The sequence below is a fragment of the Streptomyces sp. A18 genome (assembly GCF_059026065.1).
The window spans coordinates 196,700-220,067 of record NZ_JBWLKL010000005.1 but is presented as its reverse complement, the minus strand read 5'-3'; the positions used below and the strand labels follow the sequence as shown (position 1 = coordinate 220,067).

Sequence of the window (23,368 nt, the reverse complement as noted above, 5' to 3'; positions counted from 1 at the left end):
AGGCAGACCATCGGTTCGGCGGAGCGTGCCGGCGTGAACGGACGGTGGTGAGCGAGCGGTGGCAACAAGCCATGGACAGCGAGCTAGGGCGACGAACAGCCGTAACAGGCCGTGAAAGGTTCGCCTCGGACGGTGGCGCGAAGCAAACGGTTTTCCGTCGGGGAGTAAAGATTCGGCCCCTTCTCCGCCCGGGACCGGGCGTCGACGCGGCTCGTGTGAACCGGGTGCGACCATGGACGGATGCGTATAGCCGGTGCGGTGCGAGCGGCGGCCGCCGTCGCGGCCTGCGGTGTTCTCCTGACGTCCTGTGGAAGCACGGACGGCGGGGCGAAGACCGGAGCGAAGAACGACGCGGGCGGGGGACGGGAGAAGAGAGCCGGGGCGCCGGCGACGACCGACCTCAAGCGCATCCCCGACGTGGGCGACGCCCTCCAGAACAAGATCCCCAAGGACTCCCGGCAGGTCGTCGCCGTCTACGGGGAGAGCGAGGACTCGGCGAAGTCGACCGTCGTCCTGTACGAGAAGTCCGGCGCCACGTGGGACAAGACCCGTAGCTGGGCCGCGCACAACGGCAAGAAGGGCTGGACCACCGACCACCGCGAGAACGACAAGCGCAGCCCGGTCGGCGTCTACACGCTCACCGACGCGGGCGGTGTCCTCGCCGACCCCGGCGCCGAACTGCCGTACACCCGGAGCGAGTCGATGCAGGCCCCGCACTACTGGCCCAAGACGCACTGGCACGATTTCGACTACGTCATCGCCATCGACTACAACCGCGCCAAGGGCACCCCGCCCAACGACCCGAACCGCCCCCAGGGCCAGTCCAAGGGCGGCAGCATCTGGCTGCACATGGACCACGGCAGCGGCACGTCCGGCTGCGTGAGCCTGTCGAAGTCGGGCATGGCGTACCTGCTCAAGACCCTTGACCCGAAGGATCACCCGGTCGTGGTGATGGGCGACAGGGCGAACCTGAAGAACTAGCCGTACCGGCACATCCAAGAACCAGCCGGTACCGGCACATTGAAGAACCAGCCGTACCAACAAGACGACGCGCACGCCCGGTTCTCCGGAGCGTGCTGCACCCATGCCCTTTGGAGCAAGATCCAAGATTTACGCCGATGTGATCTGGAGGTCTTTTGCGGAAGTAGGCACTCCGCCATAGTGGCGCCGCGCGGAAACAAAGTTCCGCATGGCAGAAGTAAGTTGAAGCCTCACTACAGGAGTGCCCGTGCCGCAGTCCGTACCGTCCATACCGCGACGCGTAGCACGCACATGGCGAACCTCACTGTTCGCGCAGGTCGCCTGCGCGTTGGTGATCGGAGTCCTCGTCGGACGGCTGTGGCCCCAAGCGGGCACAGCCGTCCAACCGCTCGGCGACGGCTTCGTACGTCTCATCAAGGCGATGATCGCCCCGCTCGTCTTCTGCGTGGTCGTCGCCGGAATCACCAAGGCCGGAGACCTCAAGGCCTTCGGGCGCATCGGCGTCAAGGCCCTCATCTGGTTCGAGGTCGCCACCACGATCGCCCTCGTCGTCGGCCTGCTCGCCGGAAACATCGTCAGCCCCGGCAGCGGAATGAACGTCGACCCCTCCACTCTCGACGCGTCAGCCGTCGACGAGAAGACCGGCGGCGGCGAACTGCCCTCGACCAGCGAGTTCATCCTGCACTCGCTGCCCGACAGCGCGATCGGCGCCTTCGCCGAGAACTCCCTGCTCCAAGTCCTCGTCCTGTCCTGCCTGGTGGGCGCGGCGCTGCTGCATCTGGGCAGCACGAAGGTCCCCGCGATCCTGCCCGCCATCGAGCAGGGCCAGGAGATCGTCTTCGCGATCGTCGGATTCATCATGAAGCTGGCACCGCTCGCCGTGTTCGGCGCGACCGCGCACCTGGTGGGGGAGTACGGGCTCGGCGCCCTGTCGACGTACGGCAAGCTCATCGGCGTCTGTTACGCGGTGGCCCTGATCTTCCTCGTCCTGCTGGCCGTCGCCCTCAAGGCCCTGACCGGCCTGAGCCTGTGGAAGTTCGTCCGCTACACGCGCGAGGAGATGCTGCTCGCGCTCGGCACCGCATCCAGTGAGGCCGTCATGCCGCGCATGATGCAGAAGCTGCGGCAGGCGGGCTGCCGCGACGACGCGGTGGGCCTGGTCCTGCCGACGGGATACTCCTTCAACCTCGACGGTGCTTCCATCTATCTCTCCGTCGGTACGTTGTTCATCGCGCAGGCCGTGGGTGTGGACCTGAGCCTGGGCCAGCAGATCACGGTCGTGCTCGTCCTGATGCTGACCAGCAAGGGCATGGCGGGTGTGCCCGGTTCGGCGTTCCTCGCGCTCTCCGCGACCGCATCCGCGCTCGGGGTCATCCCGGCAGGCGCGGTCGCCCTGCTGCTCGGCGTGGACCGCATCATGGACGCCATGCGCGTCGCCACGAACCTGCTGGGCAACTGCGTCGCCGTCTTCGTGGTCTCACGCTGGGAGGGCGCGTTGGACACGGCGCGCGCCAAGAAGGTCCTCGGCGGCGAGATCGCGTTCGTCCCCGAGCCGGCGGAGGAGCCCGGCAGCGCTGACGTGAGCGCCGCCGGGCCGAAGGAGCCCAAGTCCCTTACGCCTGCGGCTTCTGAGAGTCCACTCCCGGACGCTCCTTCTTCCACAGCCCGCGAGTGAAGTCGGGGATCGCCTGCGGCGCGCCCTTCGCCTTGATCGACAGATGGCTCAGGGGGACGGGCGACGTCCAGATCGCGGCGTCGTAGACGTCGAAGTCGGGCACGAGGCCGAGCTGCATGGTCTGCATCAGACGGAAGATCATGATGTAGTCCATGCCGCCGTGCCCGCCCGGCGGGTTGGAGTGCTCCTTCCACAGCCAGTGGTCGAAGTCCGCGGCGTACTTGCCGAAGTCGCCCCACTCGTCGTTCGTGTGGTCCGGCTCGAGGTAGATGCGCTCGGGGTAGTCCTCGAAGACGCCCTTGGTGCCGCCGAGGCTGTTGATGCGGCTGTAGGGGTGGGGGGTCGAGACGTCGTGCTCCAGGCGGATCACCCGCCCCTTCGCCGTCTGGACGAGGCTGATCGTGCGGTCGCTCTCGATGTACGTCTCCTTCCAGCTCGGGTCGCCCGCGGGCATGTGCGCCTTGCGGTACTCGGCGAGACCGAGGGCGGGCGTGCCGAAGCTGGAGATGTGCGTGACGCGGTCGCCGCGGTTGATGTCCATGTAGTTGGAGACCGGGCCGAAGCCGTGGTTGGGGTAGAGGTCACCGCGCAGCCGCGTGTGCCACAGGCGCCGCCACGGTCCCTCGTAGTAGTCCGGGTCGAACATCAGGCCGCGCAGATCGTGGTTGTACGCGCCCGCCCCGTGCAGCAGATCGCCGAACTTGCCCGCGTGGGCCATGCGCAGGACGCGCATCTCGTTCTTGCCGTAACAGCAGTTCTCCAACTGCATGCAGTGTCTGCGGGTCCGCTCGGAGAGGTCGACCAGTTCCCAGAGCTGGTCGAGCTGGAGGGACACGGGACACTCCACGCCGACGTGCTTGCCGTTCAGCATGGCCGACTTGGCCATGTCGAAGTGCCAGTCCCAGGGCGTCGCCACGTACACGAAGTCGATGTCCCCGCGCTTGCACAGGTTCTCGAAGTCGTGATCGCCCTTGGTGTACGTCGCCGGGGCGGGCTGGCCCGCGTCGGTGACCTTCTTCGCGGCGGCCGCCGTCTTGTCCTTGACCGGGTCGCAGAGCGCGACGACCTTCACCCCCGGAACCGCCAGGAACAGGTCGATCATGCTGCCGCCGCGATTGCCGAGCCCGACGATGCCGACGCGCACCGTGGAACGCCGCTCGAACGGTACGCCGATCATGGTCTTGCCCTTGCGGGGCGGTGCCTCGGCGGCCGTGGCCGCGGCTCCGGTCGCCGCGGGCGCACCCTGCGGGGCGTCGGCGTGGGCCGTGCCGCCGGCCAGGGCGCCGAGGCCGAGACCGGCCCCCGCCAGGCCGGCGGTGCGGAGCACGGCACGGCGGGAAGTGCCGTCGGCGGACTCGTCAGGGGTCGCGGACTCGTCGGGGTTCGGTATCGCGTGCTCGTCGTGCATCGGACCTCCGTGGCTTGGATGCCTGCGCTGGAACGGATGCCACCCTGATGGGGGGAGGGGCGTGGCGCAAGGGACCGAAGTGGCCAGGGAGTTGGACTTATGTCGCGCCCACGTCAGCGGGGCGTCTTGCCGGGGGTGCTTGCCGGGGCGTGCTCAAGGACGCGTCGCGCGCTCCAGCTCCAGGAGTACGGAGTAGTAGGCGCGGCCCGTGGCGTGGTCCATGCCGACCTCGCACATGCGGTTCGCCGAGAGGTGCGCGTCGAAGGCGCGGGCGGTGACCTCCGCCGCCTCCTTGCGGGTGGCCGACTCCGTCAGCTCCTTGTGCAGCATGCCGCGGTCACCGGCGAAGGCGCAGCAGCCCGCGTCGTCCGGGACCAGTACCTCGTCCGCGCAGGCCTCGGCGAGGGTGCGCAGTTGTGCCTCGTCGCCGAGGTGGCTCATGGAGCAGGTGGGGTGCACGACGGCGGAGCCGACCGTGCGGTGCACGGTCAGGTGGGGGAGCAGTTCGTCCGCGGCCCAGACGAGCGAGTCGACCACGGTCAGCTCGCCGTGCAACTGCCGGTTGTCGGCGGTGAGGTAGGGAACGACCTCGTGCGCGATGCCGAGCGTGCAGGACGAGGCGTCCACCACCAAGGGGAGCCTGCCGCCCGCCGTCCAGCCCCAGGCCGCCTCGACGATGCGATTGGCCATCACCGCGTTGCCTTCGTCGTACCCCTTGGAGTGCCAGATCGTCGCGCAGCACGTCCCCGCGACGTCGTCCGGAATCCAGACGGGCCTTCCCGCGCGCGCGGAGACGGCGACCACGGCTTGTGGCAGGGAGCGGTCACCGGGGCTGCCGAAGATGCGGTTGACGCACGCCGGGTAGTAGACGGCGCTCGCGCCCACGCGCGAGGTGCGCGGCAGTCCGCGGGCGGCGGCTCCCGGGATGTCCGGCAGCCACTCGGGGACCAGATCGGGGCGGACGGCCTTGCGCGCGGCGCGTGTCACCGTGGTCAGGAGCCGGTCGCTGATCCGGCTCGAGGCGGCCACGGCCACTCGCGCGGCGGCCTCGACCGCCTTGAAGTTCCTGGCGGCGACGGCGGCCGCCTTCTCCTCGCGCCGCGAGTGGCGTGCGTGCCGGAAGTCCTTCATCAGGGCGCCCGTGTCGATGCCCACCGGGCAGGCCAGCTTGCAGGTGGAGTCACCGGCGCAGGTGTCCACGGCGTCGTATCCGTACGCCTCCACCAGGCCGTCCTCGACCGGGGAACCGGGCGCCTGGCGCATCATCTCGCGGCGCAGCACGATCCGCTGGCGCGGAGTCGTCGTCAAGTCCTCGCTGGGGCAGGTCGGTTCGCAGAAGCCGCACTCGATGCAGGGGTCCGCGATCAGCTCGACCTTGGGGATCGTCTTCAGGCCCCGGAGGTGGGCCTTCGGGTCGCGGTCGAGGACGATGCGCGGCGCGAGCACGCCGTCAGGGTCGATGACCTGCTTGGTGCGCCACATCAACTCCGTGGCCTTCGGGCCCCATTCGAGCTCCAGGAACGGGGCGATGTTGCGTCCCGTCGCGTGCTCGGCCTTGAGCGAGCCGTCGAAGCGCTCGACGGTGAGCTTGCAGAAGGCGTCCATGAACGCGGCATAGCGCTCCACGTCCGCCGGCAGGGCGGCGTCGAAGGCGAGCAGGAAGTGCAGATTGCCGTGGGCGGCGTGCCCCGCGACGGCCGCGTCGAAGCCGTGCAGCGTCTGGAGTTCGAGGAGGGCCTCGCAGGCGTCGGCGAGCCGGGAGGGCGGTACCGCGAAGTCCTCGGTGATCAACGTCGTCCCTGAGGGCCGCGAGCCGCCGACCGCGGTCACGAACGCCTTACGGGCCTTCCAGTAACCCCCGATGGTCTTCGCGTCCCGCGTGAAGGCATTGGTCACCGAGGCGACCGGCGCGACGAGTTCGAGCCCTTCGACGACCTTGGCCGCCGCCGCTTCGTACGCCTCCTGGCGCGCCTCGTCCGGCGCGCGGAACTCCACCAGGAGCGCGGCCGTCGACTTCGGGAGCTGCGCCCAGTCGGCGGGCACGCCCGCGACGCTGGTCGACGCGCGCAGCGTGTTGCCGTCCATCAGCTCGACGGCCAGTGCGCCCGCTTCGTTGAACAGCGGGACGGCTGCCGCGGCGGCCGGCAGGGACGGGAAGAACAGCAGGGCCGTGGTCACCTTGCGGTCCAGGGGAAGCGTGTCGAAGACGACTTCCGAGATGAACCCGAAGGTGCCCTCGGAGCCGACCATCAGGCCGCGCAGGATCTCGACGGGCGTCGCACCGTCGAGGAACGCGTCAAGGCGATAGCCGTTCGTGTTCTTGATCTCGTACTTGGCGCGGATGCGGGCCGTGAGCTCCTGGTCCGCCTCGATCTCCCGCTTGATCGCCAACAGGCCCTCGCAGAGAGCTGGTTCGGCATGGGCCAGCTGCTCGTCGGCGTCCGGGTCAGCCGTGTCGACGACCGTGCCCGTCGGCAGGACGAAGGTGAGCGAGGCCACCGTCCGATACGAGTTGCGCGTGGTACCCGCCGTCATCCCCGACGCGTTGTTCGCGACGACCCCGCCGATGGTGCAGGCGATGGCGCTCGCCGGGTCGGGTCCGAGCACGCGCCCGTGCCGCGCGAGCGTGGCGTTGGCCCGCAGGACCGTCGTGCCGGGGCCGACGCGCGCCTGCTCGCCGGCGCCGATGACCTCGACGCCGGCCCAGTGCTTGCGCACGTCGACCAGGATGTCCTCGCCCTGCGCCTGGCCGTTGAGGGAGGTGCCCGCCGCGCGGAAGACGACCTCACGCATCCTGCCGTGCGCGTACGACAGGACCGCGGAGATGTCGTCGATGTCCTCGGCGACGACCACGACCTGCGGCACGAAGCGGTAGGGGCTCGCGTCCGAGGCGTACCGCACGAGGTCGGAGATCTTCGTCAGGACCTTGTCGGCGCCGAGCAGCGCGGACAGCTCCGAGCGCAGCGGCTCGGGAGTGCCGGTGGCCTGCCGGTCCGGCACCCGGTCATGGGCCGGTCCTTCCGCGCGGGAGGCGGGGCGCAGAGCTTCCGGCTTCGGCTCCAGGAACGGCATGAGCTCTCCTCGGCGGGGTCGGACGGGTGGGGCGGTGTCAGCAGCGGCGGGTGTCCGGCACATCGAACAGTGCGTTCAGGAGGCCGCCCAGCTGCTCGCGCTGCTCGGCGTCCAGTGGAGCCAGGATGTCCTCTGCGGCGGCCCGGCGCGCGCTGCGCAGCTCCCGCAGCGCCGTGCGTCCCGCGTCCGTGAGCTCGATGCGGATCACCCGGCGGTTGGTGGGATCGGGGACCCGGCGCACGAGATCACCGGCCTCCAGGCCGTCCACCAGACTCGTCACGGCGCGCGGGACCACTTCGAGGCGCTGGGCGAGGTCGGCCATGCGCGGCGGTTCTTCGTAGTGCACGAGGGTGCGCAGCAGGCGGGACTGGGCCGGGGTGATGCCGATCGGCACCAGATAGCGCTTCTGGATGCGGTGCAGCCTGCGGGTCAGCCGCAGCAGCTGTTCTGCGAGCAGTCCGTCGGCGTCCGGGGTGTTCATGCGGGAACATTATCAGGACCTTTGCATTGTGAGTATAGGTAACAGTGAGCTATGCTCCCCCAATCATTGTCGGCTGTCCGCCGACTCTCCTCTCACCTCCCGTAGGAGCCCATTGCGTCCCGACGAACCCAAGTGGACACCGCAGCCCCTGGCCCCCGGCCAAGAGGAACAGCCGCGGCAGATCCGCCGCATCCTGCGCCTCTTCCGCCCCTACCGCGCCCGCCTCGCGATCGTCGGCCTGCTGGTCGGCGCCGCCTCCCTGGTCTCGGTCGCCACCCCCTTCCTGCTGAAGGAGATCCTCGACACCGCGATCCCGCAGGGACGGACGGGCCTGCTGAGCCTGCTCGCCCTCGGAATGATCCTCAGCGCGGTCGTCACCAGCATCTTCGGCGTCCTGCAGACCCTGATCAGTACGACGGTCGGCCAGCGCGTCATGCACGACCTGCGCACCGCGGTCTACGGCCGCCTGCAGAGCATGTCGCTCGCCTTCTTCACCAGGACCCGCACCGGTGAGGTCCAGTCCCGCATCGCCAGCGACATCGGCGGCATGCAGGCGACGGTCACCTCCACCGCCACCTCCCTGGTCTCGAACCTCACGAGCGTGATCGCCACCATCGTCGCGATGCTCGCCCTCGACTGGCGCCTGACGGTCGTCTCGCTTCTCCTGCTGCCCGTCTTCGTGTGGATCAGCCGCCGGGTCGGCCGTGAGCGCAAGAAGATAGCCACGCAGCGCCAGAAGCAGATGGCCGCGATGGCCGCGACGGTCACCGAATCACTCTCTGTCAGCGGCATCCTGCTCGGCCGCACGATGGGTCGCGCCGACTCCCTGACCAAGTCCTTCTCCGACGAGTCCGAGCGTCTCGTCGACCTCGAGGTCCGGTCGAACATGGCGGGTCGCTGGCGCATGGCCGTCATCTCGATCGTCATGGCCGCCATGCCCGCCGTCATCTACTGGACCGCGGGCCTCGCTTTCCAGATGGGCGGCCCGACGGTCTCGATCGGCACGCTCGTCGCCTTCGTCTCGCTCCAGCAGGGCCTGTTCCGGCCGACCGTGAGCCTGCTCACCACCGGCGTGCAGATCCAGACCTCGCTCGCGCTCTTCCAGCGCATCTTCGAGTATCTGGACCTGCCCATCGACATCACCGAGCCCGAGCGCCCGGTGCGCCTGGACAAGATCAAGGGCGAAGTCCGCTTCGAGGACGTCGAGTTCCGCTACGACGGGGAGGGCGACGGCGGTCAGAGCCGCCCGATCCTCGACGGCATCGACATCGCCGTCCCCGCGGGCGGCAGTCTGGCCGTGGTCGGCCCCACCGGCTCGGGCAAGTCGACCCTCAGCTACCTGGTGCCGCGGCTGTACGACGTGACGGGCGGCCGCGTCACGATCGACGGGGTGGACGTGCGTGACCTGGACTTCGACACGCTGGCCCGCGCCGTCGGCGTCGTCTCCCAGGAGACGTATCTCTTCCATGCCTCGGTCGCCGAGAACCTGCGCTTCGCCAAGCCCGACGCCACGCACGAGGAACTGGTCGCGGCCGCGACCGCGGCACAGATCCACGACCACATCGCGTCCCTGCCGGACGGGTACGACACCGTGGTCGGCGAGCGCGGCCACCGCTTCTCCGGCGGCGAGAAGCAGCGCCTGGCCATCGCCCGCACGATCCTGCGCGATCCGCCCGTGCTCATCCTGGACGAGGCGACCAGCGCCCTGGACACGCACACCGAACACGCGGTGCAGGACGCCATCGACGCCCTGTCCGCCGACCGGACGACGCTCACGATCGCCCACCGGCTCTCGACGGTCCGCGGCGCCGACCAGATCGTGGTCCTGGACGCGGGCCGCACCGCCGAGCGAGGCACGCACGAGGAGCTCCTGGAGAGGGACGGCCGTTACGCCGCCCTGGTCCGAAGAGACGCCCAACTGGAGCCAGCAAAATGAAGATATGCACGGTTTGTCCGCTTTCGCGGGATACCGTGCCCGCATGCTGCAGACCAAGACTCCGCGCCGGGGCAGGATTCGACTGACGCGTCGGGGGCGGATCGCCCTGATCGCGACCGGAGCCGTCGCGGCGGTCACCGCCGTTACGGTGCCGCTGCTGCTCCCGGACGACAGCGCACGCCCCGAGTCGCTGACCATCCCGGAGGGCTGGCGCTCGGGCCAGGTATACGGGGCTGTCGACAAGGCCCTCGGTGTGCCGGACGGCACCACGAAGAAGGCCATTCCCAAGGCCGGCCTCAAACTCCCCAACGACGCGGGCGGAAACCCAGAGGGTTATCTTTTCCCGGCGACCTATCCCATCAGCGACCAGGCGACTCCCACGTCCATGCTCTCGTACATGGTGAACACGGCCACCAAGAAGTTCAACGGCGGCCAGGTCACGGCGGGTGCCGACCGCAACGCCTTGAACGTCTACCAGACCGTCATCATCGCCAGCATGGTCGAGGCCGAGGCAGGCTCCAAGGCGGACATGGGGAAGGTGGCCAGGGTCATCCACAACCGCCTCGAGCAGGGCATGCCGCTGCAGATGGACTCGACGATCAACTACGCCCTGAACCGCTCGACGCTGAACACCCGCGACCGCGACACAAAGATCAACAGCCCGTACAACACCTACACGCGCATGGGTCTACCTCCCACCCCGATCGGCAACCCCGGCGACGAGGCGATGCGCGCGGCGATCAGCCCGACGCAGGGCGACTGGCTGTACTTCGTGACGGTGAAGCCGGGGGACACCCGCTTCACGTCGAACTTCGAGGAGCAGCAGAAGAACGTGGCGGAGTTCAACCAGAACAAGAGCAAGGACACGGAGAAGGGCAAGGGCGAGGGCGAGAAGAAGCAGGACAGCTAGCAGGCGTCAGGCACACGCGCACCCGGAACGCACGCCGGCACGATCCTCGTCAACGCCCGGATCGTGCCGGCCCCTGGCGTCCGGCGCCTGCCGTCAACGACGGCCTCGCATCACACCGTGACCGGTGTTTGCGCCAGCAGCCGCTGGATGTCCCGCACGGCCGCCCGCCCCGCGCGGTTGGCGCCGATGGTGCTGGCCGACGGCCCGTAGCCCACCAGGTGAACGCGGGGGTCGGCGACGGCGCGGGTGCCCTCGATCCGGATGCCGCCGCCCGCCTCGCGCAGCCGCAGCGGCGCCAAGTGCTCGATCGCCGCCCGGAATCCGGTGGCCCAGAGAATGATGTCGGCATCGACCCGCCGCCCGTCGTTCCACTCCACACCGCTGGGCGTGATGCGGTCGAACATCGGCAGCCGGTCGAGCACTCCGTCGGCTCGTGCCTGCCGGATGGCGTCGTTGACCGGCAGCCCGGTCACGGACACCACGCTCCGCGGCGCCAGCCCCTGGCGCACCCGCTCCTCGACCATCGCGACGGCCGAGCGGCCCCAGTTCTCGTCGAACGGCCCCTCGCGGAAGACCGGCTCCCGCCGGGTCACCCAGGTGGTCTCGGCGGCGTACGGAGCGATCTCCATCAGATGCTGTGTGCCGGACGCCCCGCCGCCCACGACGATCACCCGCTGCCCCTTGAAGGCCTCGGGCCCCGGATAGACGGCCGTGTGCAACTGCCGCCCGCGGAAGGTGTCCTGCCCCGGATAGCGCGGCCAGAACGGCCGGTCCCACGTACCCGTGGCGTTGATCAGAGTGCGGGTCGCCCAGATGCCGGCCGAGGTCTCGACGAGCAGCCGCCCGCTGTCGCCCCCGCGCACGCGCCGTACGTCGACGGGCCGGTGCACCCGCAGGTCGAAGCGCTGCTCGTACTCCTCGAAGTACTCCCGGATGACCTCCGACGAGGGCCGCGCGGGGTCGGCGTCCGTCAGCTCCATGCCGGGGAGTGAGTGCATGCCGTGCACTTTCCCGTAGGTGAGCGAGGGCCAGCGGAACTGCCAGGCGCCGCCGGGCCGGGGCGAGTGGTCCAGGACGACGAAGTCCCGGTCCGGCTCGAAGCCGACCCTGCGCAGGTGATGGGCGCTGGACAGGCCCGCCTGCCCGGCGCCGATGACGACCGCGTCCACCTCTTGTGCCGCTTGAGCCGCCTCGTGTGCGGCCGCGTCCCGTGCCCCAATGTCGTTCACGCTTCTACTAACTCCATCGGGGCCCGGGATCTTCCCGCACCGGCGTCCGTGCCTGCCGTGTCAGCGCCCGCCCGCCACCAGGAGCGGGGCGCCGCCCGGAGCGGAGGCCGGGCGCCCGTTCGCCGCGGGCACCCCGGACAGCTGCGACGCCGGGATCCGGGCCAGCAGCCCGCGCGCCGCCAGATCGGGGATCACGCCCTCGCCGAACCAGTACGCCTCCTCCAGATGCGGGTAGCCCGAAAGGACGAAGTGCTCGACGCCGAGCGCGTGGTACTCCTCGATCCGGTCGGCGACGTCCGCGTGGCTGCCGACGAGCGCGGTGCCCGCGCCGCCCCGCACGAGACCGACGCCCGCCCACAGGTTCGGCGAGATCTCCAGGTCGTCACGGGTACCGCCGTGCAGCGCCAGCATCCGCCGCTGACCGACGGACTCGCTGCGGCCGAGTGCCTGCTGCGCGGCGGCGACGGTGTCCGGGTCGAGATCGTCGAGCAGCCGGTTCGCGGTGGCCCAGGCCTCGGCGGCGGAATCACGCGAGATGGTGTGAAGCCGGATCCCGAACCGCACCGTGCGGCCCTGTTCCTCGGCGAGCCCGCGAATCCAGTCGATCTTCTGCTCGACCTGCTCCGGCGGCTCACCCCACGTCAGATACACATCCGTGTGCCGCGCCGCTACCGGACCGGCCGCCGCCGACGACCCCCCGAAGAAGATCTCCGGCAGCGGGTCCGGCGGCAGCGCGGTCAGACCGCCCTCCACGGCATAGTGCTCGCCGTGGAAGTCGAAGGGCTTCCCGCCCCACACGCCGCGGACGACCGACAGGAACTCGTCCGTACGGGCATAGCGGCGATCGTGGTCGAGATGGTCGCCGAAGCGCCGCTGCTCGGTCGAGTCGCCGCCCGTGACGACGTTCAGGAGCAGCCTGCCGCGCGTGATGCGCTGATACGTGGCCGCCATCTGCGCGGCGAGCACGGGGGAGATGACGCCGGGCCGGAACGCCACCAGGAACTTGAGCCGCTCCGTGTGCTGGGCCAGCGCGACCGTCGTCAGCCAGGCGTCCTCGCACCAGGTGCCGGTCGGCGTGAGCACCGCCTCGAAGCCCAACTGCTCGGCCGCCTTGGCGATCTGGATCAGATAGTCGATGTCGGGCGCCCGCACCCCGCTGACCGGGGTGACACGGGAGCGCTTGACGCCGCCGTCGGTGTAGGCGTGCCGGTCGACCAGGGTGCGGCCGTCGCCGCCGGTCGGCAGGAACCAGTTGAGGTGGACGGTCATCGTCAGGACTCCTTGTCGTACGTGCGCGGCGTGCTGGTCGAGGGCGGCAGATCGCCGTTGAAGCGGGTGTCGACGAAGTCACCGAAGTCGATGCGGCGCGGGATGAGCTTCTGGTCGGTGAAGGTGTCCGCGATCTCCTGCTCGGAGGTGATCACGTTCTTGTCCACGGCCACCGGCACCCGCGTGCCGTTGCTGCGCTTGACGGCCGCGAGCGCGACCTCGTAGGGCAGGCCGGTGTCCTTCGCCCAGACTTTCGCCCAGGCCTCCGGGTGCTCGTAGACCCAGGCCTGGGCCCTCTGCAGCCGTTTGAGGTAGTCGTCGATCGCCGCGGACTTCTTCTTGTCCCTGAGCGCGCCCGGCGCCGCCACCTGGAAGTTGAGGCCGTTCACCAGGCCGTCGCCGTCGGTCAGGACGTGGCCCTTCTTGCTCTCCAGGACCTGCGAGGTGTACGGATCCCAGACGGACCAGGCGTCCACCTTGCCGCTGGTGAACGCGGCCAGCGCGTCGGCCGGCTGCAGATACTTGACGTCGACGTCCTTGAAGCCGAGCCCGGCCTTCTTCAGGGAGGCGATCAGCTGGTAGTGCGCCGACGAACCCTGGGCCACGGCGACGGACTTGCCCTTGAGGTCCGAAGGCTTCTTCAGCGGCGAGTCGTTCGGGACGAGGATCGCCTCGCCCGCCGCGGTGCCGTGGGTCGCGGCCACCACGGAGATCTTCGAGTTCGCTCCGGCGGCGAAGACGGGCGGCGTGTTGCCGACGGCACCGATGTCCACGGCCTCGGCGTTGACGGCCTCCAGGAGGGGCGGCCCGGAGGTGAAGGTGGACCAGCGGATCTTGTACTTCAGGTCGTCGAGCTCCCCCGCCGCGCGCAGTACGGCCTCCGAACCGCCCTTCTGGTCCCCGACGTTGAGGGTGAGCGAGCCCTTGCCGTCGGCCCCGCCGCCGGCGCCGGCGGACGAGGTGCTCGCGGACGAGGAGCCGGAGCAGGCGGCGAGCAGCAGGGCCAGAGGGAGGAGCAGGGCTGGGGCGGCGATGTGTCGTCGCATGGTGAGTCCGTTCAGTGTGTTCGTGCTGTTCACGGGGAGGTGTGCGGGCCGGTCAGGCAGCGGCGCCCGCTTCCGAGGCGGCGGGGGCGTCGACGCCCAGGCGCTGCAGGAGTTCGGCACGCAGCTCGGCGAAGCGCGGATCGGAGATGCCGCGCGGCCGGTCCAGATCGACCTCGGTCTCGTACGCGATGACCCCCTCGTCCATGACGAGCACCCGGTCGGCCAGGAGCACGGCTTCCTCGACGTCGTGCGTGACGAGCAGGACGGCGCAGCCGCGGCGCTGCCACAGTTCGTCGACGAGACGCTGGGCCTTGATGCGGGTGAGCGCGTCGAGCGCGCCGAACGGCTCGTCGAGCAGCAGCAGATCCGGCTCACGCACCAGGGCGCGGGCCAGCGAGGCACGCTGGGCCTCTCCGCCGGAGAGAGTCTTGGGCCAGGCGTTCGTGCGGTGCCTGAGACCGACCTCCTCCAACGCCCGCTCGGCGACAACGCGTTCGGGCTTTCCCTTCAGGCCGAGCAGGACGTTGCGCCACACGCGCTTCCAGGGCATGAGCCGGGGTGCCTGGAACGCGACGGCCTTGCGGCGCGGCACGAGGACGGTCCCCTCGATGTCCCGGTCGAGCCCGGCGAGGATGCGCAGCAGGGTCGACTTGCCGCAGCCGCTGCGCCCGAGCAGCGCCACGAACTCACCCGGCCGCACGTCGAGATCGAGCTGGTCGATGACGGCGCGCCCGTCGAAGGAGCGGGTAAGCCCTTCGACACGTACGGCCGAAGTGGTGTGTTCGGTGGGTGAGTCGGGCGAGGTTTCGGTGGGGGTCACCGGCCGGTGAACGTCGGTCGCCATTGCAGCAGCAGCCTTTCGAGGGTGCGGACGATGAAGTCGGCGATGAGGCCGAGGAAGGCGTAGACGATCAGGCAGACGACGATCACGTCGGTCCGCAGGAAGTCACGCGCCTGGACCATCAGGAAGCCGATCCCGGAGTCCGCGTTGATCTGCTCGGCGAAGACGAGGGCGAGCCAGGCGATGCCCAGGGAGTACCGCAGCCCGGTCATCGCCCCCGGCAGGGCGCCCGGGAGGATGACGTGGCGCACGAGCCCCCACCGGGAGAGGCCCAGGGACTCCCCGGCCTCGATGAGTTGTGAGTCGACCCCGCGGATTCCCGCGTACACGTTCAGATAGAGCGGGAACGAGACACCCAGCGTGATGATGGCGACCTTGGGCGCCTCGCCGATGCCGAACCAGATGATGAACAGCGGGATGAGTCCGACGAACGGCACGGTGCGCAGCATCTGCACGCTGGCGTCGACGAGGTCCTCGCCGACGCGGAAGAGCCCCGAGACGAGCGCGAGCGAGGTCCCGACGACGGTGCCGAGCAGCAACCCCACCGCGACCCGCTGCAGGGACACCCCCATGGCCGAGGTCAGCGAACCGTCGCCGAGGAGATCGCGGGCGACTGAGGCGATGGTGCCCGGCGAGGCGAGGATGTCGTCGGTCAACACCCCCGTGGAGCTGAGGAGTTGCCACAGGGCGAGGAGTGCGAGAGGGCCGGAGGTGCGGCGCAGCCAGCGGGGGACGCGGGTGAGACGGGTGGAGGAGGGGACGATGGGAACGAGATCGGTCTTGGCCGATCGGGCGTCTTCGGCGTCTCGGACGCCCGAGGCGGGACCGTCGGACTTGGATATACCCGAAATGTCGGACGCGGAATCCGGCGGGGCATGGCTGATGCTCAAGGGTGCTCCACGGCAGGAGGGAGGGATGCCCGAAAGGCCTACGCGCGGGACGGCGCAATCAACCGTGCGCGGGCAGCAGGGCCCAGAAGGGCGAAGGGTGAGAAGTGGAAGCGGGCTGAGGCGAGGTCAGCAGCCGCGGCGACACGCAGCAGAGGCCACCCGCAGCAGGTCGATGTGACCGCGCGTGGTGAGCAGGGCTGAACGCAACATGCCGCAGAACGTAGCGAGATCGTCCGCGTACGGTCAATGGCGTCTCGAAAGGCGGACGCCGAATATCAGCGAATGGGAGTGGCGCGAGAGAGGATGGGCCCATGTCTGACGCTTTCACCACACATGTTCTGAACATCACCACCGGCTCGGCGGAGACGGTCTTCGACCTCACCGGCGACTGCCGGAGCTTCCTGCGCGAGGCGGCGGCCGGCCGTGACGGCCTGCTCAACCTCTTCGTCCCGCACGCGACCGCGGGTGTCGCGATCCTGGAGACGGGCGCGGGCAGCGACAACGACCTGCTGGCCGCCCTGCACACCCTGCTCCCGGCCGACGACCGCTGGCAGCACCGCCACGGCAGCCCCGGCCACGGCCGCGACCACGTCCTGCCCGCACTGGTGCCGCCGCACGCGACGTTGCCGGTGGTGGGCGGGCAACTGGAGCTGGGCACGTGGCAGTCGGTGTGCCTGGTGGACACGAACAGGGACAACCCACAGCGCAAGGTTCGTCTCACTTTCCTCGCGAGCTCTTGAGGTCGGCCTGAGGCCCTTCCGTCCCGGCGCGGGACGGATGAGCATCTTCCACTTGACGGGGTTCGCGGTCTTGTCAGTCCGTCGCCCCATGGATAGGACTGCGCACGCGGGCCGGCCTCGCGATGACTTCTTTTCCTGACGGAAGGTGGAGCAACTCATGAGCCACGCGCAGAACACCGAGGTGAGCCGACGTCGCGTCCTGGGTGGTGCGGCCGGGCTTGCCGTTGTGGCGGCAGGTGTTCCGTCCGGTGCCGCGTCCGCGGCACCGGAGCGGTCGCTGCCCGATGCGGCCCGCTGGCGCGGACACGCGGCACGCGTGACGATCACCCGCGACGACTGGGGCGTTCCGCACGTGGTGGGCGAGAGTGACGCCGATGCCGTGTTCGGGATGATGTACGCCCAGGCCGAGGACGACTTCAACCGGATCGAACGCAACTATCTGGTCGCCCTCGGCCGTCTTGCCGAGGCGGAGGGTGAGAGCGCGATCTGGCAGGACCTGCGCCAGCGGCTGTTCCTCGACCCCGCAGCCCTCAAGAAGGAGTACGCGAAGACACCGGTCTGGCTGCGCGCGTTGATGCGGGCCTGGGCGGACGGGCTGAACTACTACCTGGCGACGCACCCCGAGGTACGTCCGCGCGTGCTCGAGCGGTTCGAGCCGTGGATGCCGTTGAGCTTCTCGGAAGGCAGCATCGGCGGCAACATCGAATCGGTTCCGCTCAGCCAGCTCGAGGCCTTCTACGGCAAGCGGGCGGTGCCGATGACCGACGAGGAACGCGGGTTGCTGCTCCGGGAACCCACGGGATCGAACGGCATGGCGATCGCGCCGCATCGTACGCGGGACGGCCGTGCGCTGCTCCTCATCAACCCCCACACCAGCTTCTTCTTCCGTTCCGAGCAGCATGTGACCAGCGGTGACGGACTGGACGTCTACGGCGCCGCGACCTGGGGGCAGTTCTTCGTCTACCAGGGCTTCAACGCGCACACGGGGTGGATGCACACGACGAGTGGCGTCGACAACGTCGACGAGTTCGCCGAGCGGATCGTGACCGGGGCGGACGGCAGCCGTTCCTACCGTTACGGCGATGAGCTGCGCCCGGTGACGACAAAGAAGATCACGTTGTCCTGTCGTACCGCGGACGGCGGGCAGGACGAGCGCAGCTTCACCACCTTCGCCACCCACCACGGCCCGGTCGTTCGCGAGGCGGACGGCAGGTGGATCACGTGCGCGTTGATGAACAAGCCCCTGGAAGCGCTCAAGCAGAGCTTCCTGCGCACCAAGACGCGGGATTACGAGGGCTATCTCCGGGTCGCGGGCCTCAGGGCGAACAGCTCGAACAACACACTCTTCGCGGACTCGAAGGGCGACATCGCCTTCCTGATGCCGCAGTTCATGCCGGTGCGCGATGACCGCTTCGACTTCTCCGAACCCGTCGACGGCAGCGATCCGGCGACCGACTGGCGCGGCCTGCACAGCCTCGCGAGCATGCCGCAGGCCGTGACCCCGAGGAACGGCTGGGCCTTCAACACGAACAACTGGCCCTGGACCGCCGCCGGCGCGGACAGCCCCGACGCGGACGACTACCCGCGCTACTTCGACCGGGCCGGAGAGAACCCCCGCGGCCCGCAGGCGATCCGGGTGCTGTCCGCGCGCGACGACTTCACGCCGCAGAGACTGATGGCGGCCGCCTTCGACCCGTACCTCACCGCCTTCGCCCGCTTGCTGCCGGGACTCGTCGCCGCATGGGGTCAACTGCCCGCAGGGAACGGGCAGAAGGCGGAGCTGGCCGGGCCGGTCGCCCTGCTGCGCGGCTGGGACCACCGCTGGGCCGAGCGGTCGACCGCGACGTCGCTGGCCGTGTTCTGGGGTGATGCGCTGTGGGCGCTCACGTCCAAGTCGGCCGTGGACGCCGGTATGTCGGTGTGGGACTACATGGCCGAGCGCGCTTCCGACGAGCAGCGGCTCGGGGCGCTCCAGACGGCGGTGGAGCGGCTGACACAGGACTTCGGCGGCTGGAAGGTGCCGTGGGGCCACATCAACCGCTATCAGCGCAACGACGGTTCGGTCGTCCAGGAGTTCAGCGACGACAAGCCCAGTATTTCCGTGCCGTTCACCTCGGCGCGATGGGGCTCACTCGCGTCGTTCGGTGCGATGCGCTACCAGGGAACGAAGCGCTACTACGGCACCAGCGGCAACAGCTTCGTGGCGGTGGTGGAGTTCGGACCGCGGCTGCGCGCCTGGGCGGTGAAGGTGGGAGGCGGCAGCGGGCATCCCGACTCGCCGCACTTCGACGACCAGGCCGAACGCTACGCGCAGGGCAAGCTGCGGCCCGTCTACTTCTACCGCGACGACCTCGAGGGGCATGTCGAGCGGAGGTACCGGCCGGGCAAGTGACCGGCCTCCGGCGGCGTGGTGCGGCGGGATCCGGTCGGATCATGGCCGAGACGCGCGCGGTCCGTTGACAGGCGCCGGGTGCGTTCGTAGCTTCTCAAATCATTGGAAACATCGATGATTTGAGTATCAGATCATTCTGGATTCGGGGGAATGATGTCTGGACGAACGACGTCGGCGGGCGGGCGGGGGTGGACCCTGGCCGTGGTGTGCGTGGCCACGTTCATGCTTCTGCTCGACCTGACCGTGGTGAATGTGGCGCTGCCCGACATCAGGGACGCGTTCGACGCGAGTTTCACCTCGCTGCAGTGGGTACTCGACGCGTACGCCCTCGGCCTCGCCGCCGTCCTGCTGACGGCCGGATCGTTGGCGGACCGGCTGGGGCGCAAGCGCGTCTTCAACATCGGCTTCGTCGTGTTCCTTGCGGCTTCGCTCGCCTGCGGCCTCGCGGACGATGCCGCCGTTCTCTCCGTGGCCCGCGGGGTCCAAGGGCTGGGAGGAGCAGTCCTGTTCGCCGTCGGGCCCGCCCTGATCGGACAGGAGTACCAGGGCAAGGACCGAGGCAAGGCGTTCGGTGTCTTCGGTGGAGTGGTCGGCCTGTCCATCGCCTTCGGACCGCTCATCGGGGGCGCGCTCACCGATGGACTGAGCTGGCGCTGGATCTTCCTGGTGAACGTTCCGGTCGGCCTGCTCGCCATGGTGGTGAGTGCGCTGCGGATGCGCGAGTCCCGCGTGGAGTCGGCCCCCGCCGTCGACTGGTGGGGCCTGGTGCTCTTCACCGGCGCACTCACTCTGCTCGTCCTCGGACTGCTGCGAGGAGAGGCCGAGGGCTGGGGCAGTGCCCCCATCGTCGGCATGTTCGTGGCCTCCGTGGCGCTCCTCGCTGCGTTCGGCTTCGTCGAGAAGCGCCGGGGCGAACGGGCCATGTTCCAGCTGTCGTTGTTCAGGAACAGGACGTTCAACGGGGTGTCGGTCGTGACGTTGCTGTGCGCCGCCGCGACCATGTCCGCGATCTTCCTCCTGGTGTCGTACGTGCAGAACGTGCTCGCGTACTCGCCGTGGGAGACCGGCCTGCGGTTCCTTCCGCTGACCGCGACGCTCTTCGTCGCCGCCGCGGTCTCGGGATCGCTCACCACCAGGGTGCCGCAGCGGCTGCTGATGGGAGCTTCTCTCGCGCTCATCGCGCTCGGCCTCTCCTTGGTCGCGCTCACCGGCCCGGACACTTCCTGGACCGCGCTGCTGCCGAGCATGTTCGGGATCGGCCTGGGCATGGGGCTCTTCAACCCGCCGCGCGCGTCGTTGTCCATCGCCGTCGTGGAACCGTCCAAGGCGGGCATGGCCTCGGGGATCAACGAGACGTTCCAGCAGGTGGGCGTCGCCATCGGTATCGCGGGGTTCGGCGCCGCGTTCCAGGGCAGGGTGACCGACCTTTTCGCGCAGTCCGGGGCCGGGAGCCAACTGGGCCCTGATGTGCATGAGTTCGGTGAGGCCGTGGCGGCGGGCGGCGGCGCGGAAGCCGCGAGCCGGGCGCCCGCGGAGCTGGCGCCCGCCCTCGAAGTGGCGGCCCGCACAGCCTTCGTGGACGGCCTCACCGACGTGATGTTCGTGTGCGCGGCCATAGCGGCCGTCGGCGCGATCGTGGGATTCGTCTTCATTCGCACACGCGACCTGCACGAGAGCGCCCGGGGCGAGAGCGTGGACGGCGAGGGCCGGGCTGCGGTGAACGCGACCGACGTGCAAGGGGACTTGGCGGACGATGGCGCCCGACTGCCGGTCGTGGCCCAGTCCGTTCGTGCCGGGGGAGATGGGTAGCCCGGTCGGAGACGGGCCGGGCTACCCGCCCCGATCGGTCGCAAGCACCTGGCGTGACACCGGCCTTGGAGGCCGGTGTCACCGCCAGTACCCTTGACGTGATCGACGATCGGCGCCGGGGATGTTCGGAATCACCGAAAAAGGCATCCCCAGATCCGGTCGCCTCACCGAGATTCGGCAGTAGAGGGGAACGGCCCGGATGACACAGGCGACGCCCACCCCGGCGCAACCCGCCGGGCTCGACTTCCCCCTCGTCCGCAGGACCGGCTATCTGCTGAACAAGGCCGGATCGATCCTGATGGAGGACGCGGAGCGGGTACTCATGGCGCAGGGCATGCGCCTGCGCTACTTCTACGTACTCGCGGCGCTGGAGAGCGATCTGAGCCTGTCGCAGCAGGACCTGAGCAGACTGCTCCATCTCGACCCGACGACCATGGTGGCCCTGATCGACGAGATGGAGCAGGCCGGCCATGTGGAGCGGCGGCGCAACCCGTCGGACCGCAGGCGCTACATCCTGAGCCTCACCGACGACGGCCGCGAGGCACTCGAGCGCGCCGGGCAAGCCGTCGACGCCGTGGAGCGGGACTTCCTGTCCGCCGTGCCCGAGCGGGAGCGTGAGCGGCTGCGCGCACTGCTCGGCGATCTGCTCGCCGACCGCTGGCCGCGCGTGATCGCCTGCGAGTGATGTCCTGCGTATTCGGGAATTGATCCGGCACGACCGGCGCAATCGGAATTGATGGATCCCTTTTTGAGGTTCTCTTTATGTGGATCTGTGGAGGCCGTCACAGAATCCCTTGACTAATTGCTTTTCTCTTTCCCTGCTGGATAGTCTTTTTCTGTCCGGGCCGCGTGGCTCGCGACACGGGGGAAGGTAAACGGGGAATGAGCAACAAGGAATTACTGTACGGATCTCTGGACAGCTGCCTCGGACCCGGCAGCTCACGCTTTTTCGGAAGCGGATACAAACGCGTCACGCAAAGCCTCAAGAACATCACCACCGACGGCTCCGCCGAGCCGGGAGCGTTCGTCACCGCGCGCGGCACACTCACCTATCCGCGCGACTGGTCCCGCAAGACCGGCGCCGGCGAGCTGCGGCCGCACCTGAGCAGCATCGACGCACTGGTGCTCGCCGCGAACCTGGCGGAGACGCACATCCGCCGGGCCTTCGGGCTCGGCGCCGCCGAGCGGCGCAGGATCTGGCTGCGCCACGCCGACGTACGCGCCGGCAGCACACCCCATGAGGACCTCGCGGACTTCCCCGTGCACGGCAGGCTGATCGCCGTCGACGGTCCGACCGGGGAACGCTCCACGCTGGCCAGTACGTTCGACTGCCGGGTCGGGCGCCTGAAAGTGCGCTGCACACTCGTGCACGAACAGGGGGGCGGTGCGGGGGCACCGGCCATGTACGCCGATGAGAAGCAGGCGCTCGGACCAGCACGAGCCCGCCACTACGGCGTGGGCTACAAGCAGCGCGAACAGTACGCGGAGCAGGTCCGCGTCGACCTCGACCGGCAGGAGGTCCGAGGGCTGCAGCGCGTCGTCGCCACGGAGCAGGACGCGCCCGCATGCGGAGCGGAAGCGGCGTACGGGCCCTCGGTCTCCATGGTCGACGCCCTCGTGGGCGTGGCCCAGCTGGCCCAGGTCCTGCTCTATGCACAGGACGGTCTGTCCCGCGGCAACAGCGACACGCTCTGGATGAGGCGCTTCGTCATCGGCGCGGCAACACCGGTGCGCCCCCTGGGGCACAGCTTCACGCCGACCGTGAGCACCGCGAACTCCCGGCTCCTGTCCATGGGCGATGCCCGCTGGCGCACCGCGGAACTGGCGGTCGACGACTTCGCGGGGATCGACGGCCGTTGCTGGCTCGCACACCGTCTGCCTGCCGTCGCGTGACCGCGTGACCGAGCAACCGGGCCGAATTTGTCCGCTCCTTGCATGTATTCCGGCGCGCCGGAATACATGAGCAGGTGAATTACGGTCCCGTGCGCCCTGAGCAACACCTTCACGCTCAATTGGCACCAGAGTTACACGCAAGAAACGCAACGGGGGAAATAGATCATGCGCTTTACGCCCACGCTCCGATTAGGGGACGTGCTCGTCGTACTCGAAGGACCCGCTCGCATGCTCTGGGAACAGGATGCTGCCGGGACGAAAATGAGGCAGTGGACACCGATGGGACTTTGGCCGGACGCGGAGCAGCGTGCCGAGGTGCGCGAGCACCTGGACGGTGAACGGCCGCTGCTGGTCCTCCTCGACGAGGCACGATGCCGCGTCCCCGTGCTGCGCGAGGAATGGCAGGCGGCGCCCCGTCTGCTACTGCTCGACAAGGCGGAAGACGGCCACGAAGACGGCCCTGAAGACGGCCCTGAAGACAGCCCGGAAGACCTCGCGGACGAGGAGGTCGTGGAGGTCCGTCTGCCGTTTCTCGACTGGCTGCCCGAGGAACACAGGGAGCGCGCCGCGCGCTTCCTCGCGGAGAGCGACGCGGCACTGTCCCGTACGCCGGTGGCGTTCCTGCCGCCGCTGTTGATCGATGAACGGCACGACGGAGCGCCGCTGAACCCGCGCTTCGCCCGGCGGCTGCTGCCGAACGCACTGACGGCGGACCGCCTCGCGGCTGCCGTGGAGCACCTGTTCGCCGACGCGCCGCGCCCCTGCGCGGCGGCGACCGGATCGGCGAGGTGACCCG

Annotated in this window: 19 protein-coding genes; 10 read left to right on the top strand and 9 right to left on the bottom strand. The window is 69.4% G+C overall.

What is annotated here, in order from left to right; genetic code table 11:
- Window positions 1-240: 240 nt before the first annotated feature.
- Entirely contained in the window at window positions 241-981 is a 741-nt protein-coding gene (locus tag AC5P1C_RS11060; RefSeq protein ID WP_493865561.1) for a L,D-transpeptidase family protein, read from the top strand.
- A 247-nt stretch (window positions 982-1,228) separates the two neighbouring features.
- On the top strand, window positions 1,229-2,656 hold the full coding sequence (locus tag AC5P1C_RS11055) for a cation:dicarboxylate symporter family transporter (protein WP_493865560.1): 1,428 nt from the start codon (window positions 1,229-1,231) through the stop codon (window positions 2,654-2,656).
- On the opposite strand, the gene AC5P1C_RS11050 is transcribed toward AC5P1C_RS11055, so the two are convergent.
- The 3 genes from AC5P1C_RS11050 to AC5P1C_RS11040 all read right to left on the bottom strand — a co-directional run bounded on the left by AC5P1C_RS11050 (window position 2,595) and on the right by AC5P1C_RS11040 (window position 7,617).
- Window positions 2,595-4,064, bottom strand: coding sequence for a Gfo/Idh/MocA family protein (locus tag AC5P1C_RS11050; protein WP_493865559.1), 1,470 nt, complete (start codon window positions 4,062-4,064; stop codon window positions 2,595-2,597). The two genes, AC5P1C_RS11055 and AC5P1C_RS11050, sit on opposite strands and share 62 nt — an antisense overlap.
- Before the next feature lie 153 nt (window positions 4,065-4,217).
- The gene (locus AC5P1C_RS11045; protein ID WP_493865558.1) at window positions 4,218-7,136 is read right to left on the bottom strand and encodes an FAD-binding and (Fe-S)-binding domain-containing protein; all 2,919 of its coding nucleotides are present in this window, start codon (window positions 7,134-7,136) and stop codon (window positions 4,218-4,220) included.
- Between the two features lie 37 nt (window positions 7,137-7,173).
- Window positions 7,174-7,617, bottom strand: a complete 444-nt coding sequence (locus AC5P1C_RS11040) for a MarR family winged helix-turn-helix transcriptional regulator (RefSeq protein WP_493865557.1) — start codon at window positions 7,615-7,617, stop codon at window positions 7,174-7,176.
- 112 nt (window positions 7,618-7,729) lie between these two features.
- Between AC5P1C_RS11040 and AC5P1C_RS11035 the strand changes: the two genes are divergently transcribed.
- Window positions 7,730-9,553 carry an ABC transporter ATP-binding protein gene (locus tag AC5P1C_RS11035; protein WP_493865556.1) on the top strand — a complete coding sequence of 608 codons (1,824 nt, stop codon included), beginning with the start codon at window positions 7,730-7,732 and terminating at the stop codon, window positions 9,551-9,553.
- 46 nt (window positions 9,554-9,599) lie between these two features.
- Entirely contained in the window at window positions 9,600-10,463 is an 864-nt protein-coding gene (gene mltG / locus AC5P1C_RS11030) for an endolytic transglycosylase MltG (protein WP_493865707.1), read from the top strand.
- A 110-nt stretch (window positions 10,464-10,573) separates the two neighbouring features.
- Here mltG and AC5P1C_RS11025 read toward each other — a convergent pair whose 3' ends face one another.
- The 6 genes from AC5P1C_RS11025 to AC5P1C_RS11000 form a co-directional block, all read right to left on the bottom strand.
- Entirely contained in the window at window positions 10,574-11,692 is a 1,119-nt protein-coding gene (locus AC5P1C_RS11025; RefSeq protein WP_493865555.1) for an NAD(P)-binding domain-containing protein, read from the bottom strand.
- Window positions 11,693-11,752: 60 nt separating this feature from the next.
- Window positions 11,753-12,961, bottom strand: a complete 1,209-nt coding sequence (locus tag AC5P1C_RS11020; protein ID WP_493865554.1) for an LLM class flavin-dependent oxidoreductase — start codon at window positions 12,959-12,961, stop codon at window positions 11,753-11,755.
- A 2-nt stretch (window positions 12,962-12,963) separates the two neighbouring features.
- Window positions 12,964-14,007: an ABC transporter substrate-binding protein gene (locus AC5P1C_RS11015; RefSeq protein ID WP_493865553.1), complete on the bottom strand. Its 1,044-nt coding sequence runs from the start codon at window positions 14,005-14,007 to the stop codon at window positions 12,964-12,966.
- 52 nt (window positions 14,008-14,059) lie between these two features.
- Window positions 14,060-14,851: an ABC transporter ATP-binding protein gene (locus tag AC5P1C_RS11010; protein WP_493865552.1), complete on the bottom strand. Its 792-nt coding sequence runs from the start codon at window positions 14,849-14,851 to the stop codon at window positions 14,060-14,062.
- The gene (locus tag AC5P1C_RS11005) at window positions 14,824-15,738 is read right to left on the bottom strand and encodes an ABC transporter permease (protein ID WP_493865551.1); all 915 of its coding nucleotides are present in this window, start codon (window positions 15,736-15,738) and stop codon (window positions 14,824-14,826) included. The genes AC5P1C_RS11010 and AC5P1C_RS11005 overlap by 28 nt, the downstream gene beginning before the upstream one ends.
- Window positions 15,739-15,864: 126 nt before the next feature.
- On the bottom strand, window positions 15,865-15,948 hold the full coding sequence (locus tag AC5P1C_RS11000) for a putative leader peptide (protein ID WP_349817350.1): 84 nt from the start codon (window positions 15,946-15,948) through the stop codon (window positions 15,865-15,867).
- Window positions 15,949-16,049: 101 nt separating this feature from the next.
- On the opposite strand from AC5P1C_RS11000, the gene AC5P1C_RS10995 reads away from it, so the two are divergent.
- From AC5P1C_RS10995 to AC5P1C_RS10970, 6 genes are all read left to right on the top strand, one after another.
- Complete coding sequence (locus AC5P1C_RS10995) at window positions 16,050-16,478, top strand: YjbQ family protein (RefSeq protein ID WP_493865550.1); 429 nt, start codon at window positions 16,050-16,052, stop codon at window positions 16,476-16,478.
- 157 nt (window positions 16,479-16,635) lie between these two features.
- On the top strand, window positions 16,636-18,870 hold the full coding sequence (locus tag AC5P1C_RS10990) for a penicillin acylase family protein (protein WP_493865549.1): 2,235 nt from the start codon (window positions 16,636-16,638) through the stop codon (window positions 18,868-18,870).
- A gap of 150 nt (window positions 18,871-19,020) precedes the next feature.
- Window positions 19,021-20,679, top strand: coding sequence for an MFS transporter (locus tag AC5P1C_RS10985; protein WP_493865548.1), 1,659 nt, complete (start codon window positions 19,021-19,023; stop codon window positions 20,677-20,679).
- Window positions 20,680-20,878: 199 nt separating this feature from the next.
- Window positions 20,879-21,364: a MarR family winged helix-turn-helix transcriptional regulator gene (locus AC5P1C_RS10980; RefSeq protein WP_493865547.1), complete on the top strand. Its 486-nt coding sequence runs from the start codon at window positions 20,879-20,881 to the stop codon at window positions 21,362-21,364.
- A 197-nt stretch (window positions 21,365-21,561) separates the two neighbouring features.
- Window positions 21,562-22,572 carry an AvrD family protein gene (locus tag AC5P1C_RS10975; RefSeq protein ID WP_493865546.1) on the top strand — a complete coding sequence of 337 codons (1,011 nt, stop codon included), beginning with the start codon at window positions 21,562-21,564 and terminating at the stop codon, window positions 22,570-22,572.
- Window positions 22,573-22,851: 279 nt separating this feature from the next.
- The gene (locus AC5P1C_RS10970) at window positions 22,852-23,364 is read left to right on the top strand and encodes a hypothetical protein (protein WP_493865545.1); all 513 of its coding nucleotides are present in this window, start codon (window positions 22,852-22,854) and stop codon (window positions 23,362-23,364) included.
- Window positions 23,365-23,368: the final 4 nt, after the last annotated feature.

Excerpts from the sequence above, each read along its gene's own strand:
- AC5P1C_RS11060 (WP_493865561.1), top strand. The coding sequence starts at position 241 with ATGCGTATAGCCGGTGCGGTGCGAGCGGCGGCCGCCGTCGCGGCCTGC.
- AC5P1C_RS11050 (WP_493865559.1), bottom strand. The coding sequence starts at position 4,064 with ATGCACGACGAGCACGCGATACCGAACCCCGACGAGTCCGCGACCCCT.
- AC5P1C_RS11045 (WP_493865558.1), bottom strand. The coding sequence starts at position 7,136 with ATGCCGTTCCTGGAGCCGAAGCCGGAAGCTCTGCGCCCCGCCTCCCGC.
- AC5P1C_RS11040 (WP_493865557.1), bottom strand. The coding sequence starts at position 7,617 with ATGAACACCCCGGACGCCGACGGACTGCTCGCAGAACAGCTGCTGCGG.
- AC5P1C_RS11020 (WP_493865554.1), bottom strand. The coding sequence starts at position 12,961 with ATGACCGTCCACCTCAACTGGTTCCTGCCGACCGGCGGCGACGGCCGC.
- AC5P1C_RS11015 (WP_493865553.1), bottom strand. The coding sequence starts at position 14,007 with ATGCGACGACACATCGCCGCCCCAGCCCTGCTCCTCCCTCTGGCCCTG.
- AC5P1C_RS11010 (WP_493865552.1), bottom strand. The coding sequence starts at position 14,851 with ATGGCGACCGACGTTCACCGGCCGGTGACCCCCACCGAAACCTCGCCC.
- AC5P1C_RS11000 (WP_349817350.1), bottom strand. The coding sequence starts at position 15,948 with ATGTTGCGTTCAGCCCTGCTCACCACGCGCGGTCACATCGACCTGCTG.
- AC5P1C_RS10995 (WP_493865550.1), top strand. The coding sequence starts at position 16,050 with ATGTCTGACGCTTTCACCACACATGTTCTGAACATCACCACCGGCTCG.
- AC5P1C_RS10990 (WP_493865549.1), top strand. The coding sequence starts at position 16,636 with ATGAGCCACGCGCAGAACACCGAGGTGAGCCGACGTCGCGTCCTGGGT.
- AC5P1C_RS10985 (WP_493865548.1), top strand. The coding sequence starts at position 19,021 with ATGATGTCTGGACGAACGACGTCGGCGGGCGGGCGGGGGTGGACCCTG.
- AC5P1C_RS10980 (WP_493865547.1), top strand. The coding sequence starts at position 20,879 with ATGACACAGGCGACGCCCACCCCGGCGCAACCCGCCGGGCTCGACTTC.
- AC5P1C_RS10975 (WP_493865546.1), top strand. The coding sequence starts at position 21,562 with ATGAGCAACAAGGAATTACTGTACGGATCTCTGGACAGCTGCCTCGGA.
- AC5P1C_RS10970 (WP_493865545.1), top strand. The coding sequence starts at position 22,852 with ATGGGACTTTGGCCGGACGCGGAGCAGCGTGCCGAGGTGCGCGAGCAC.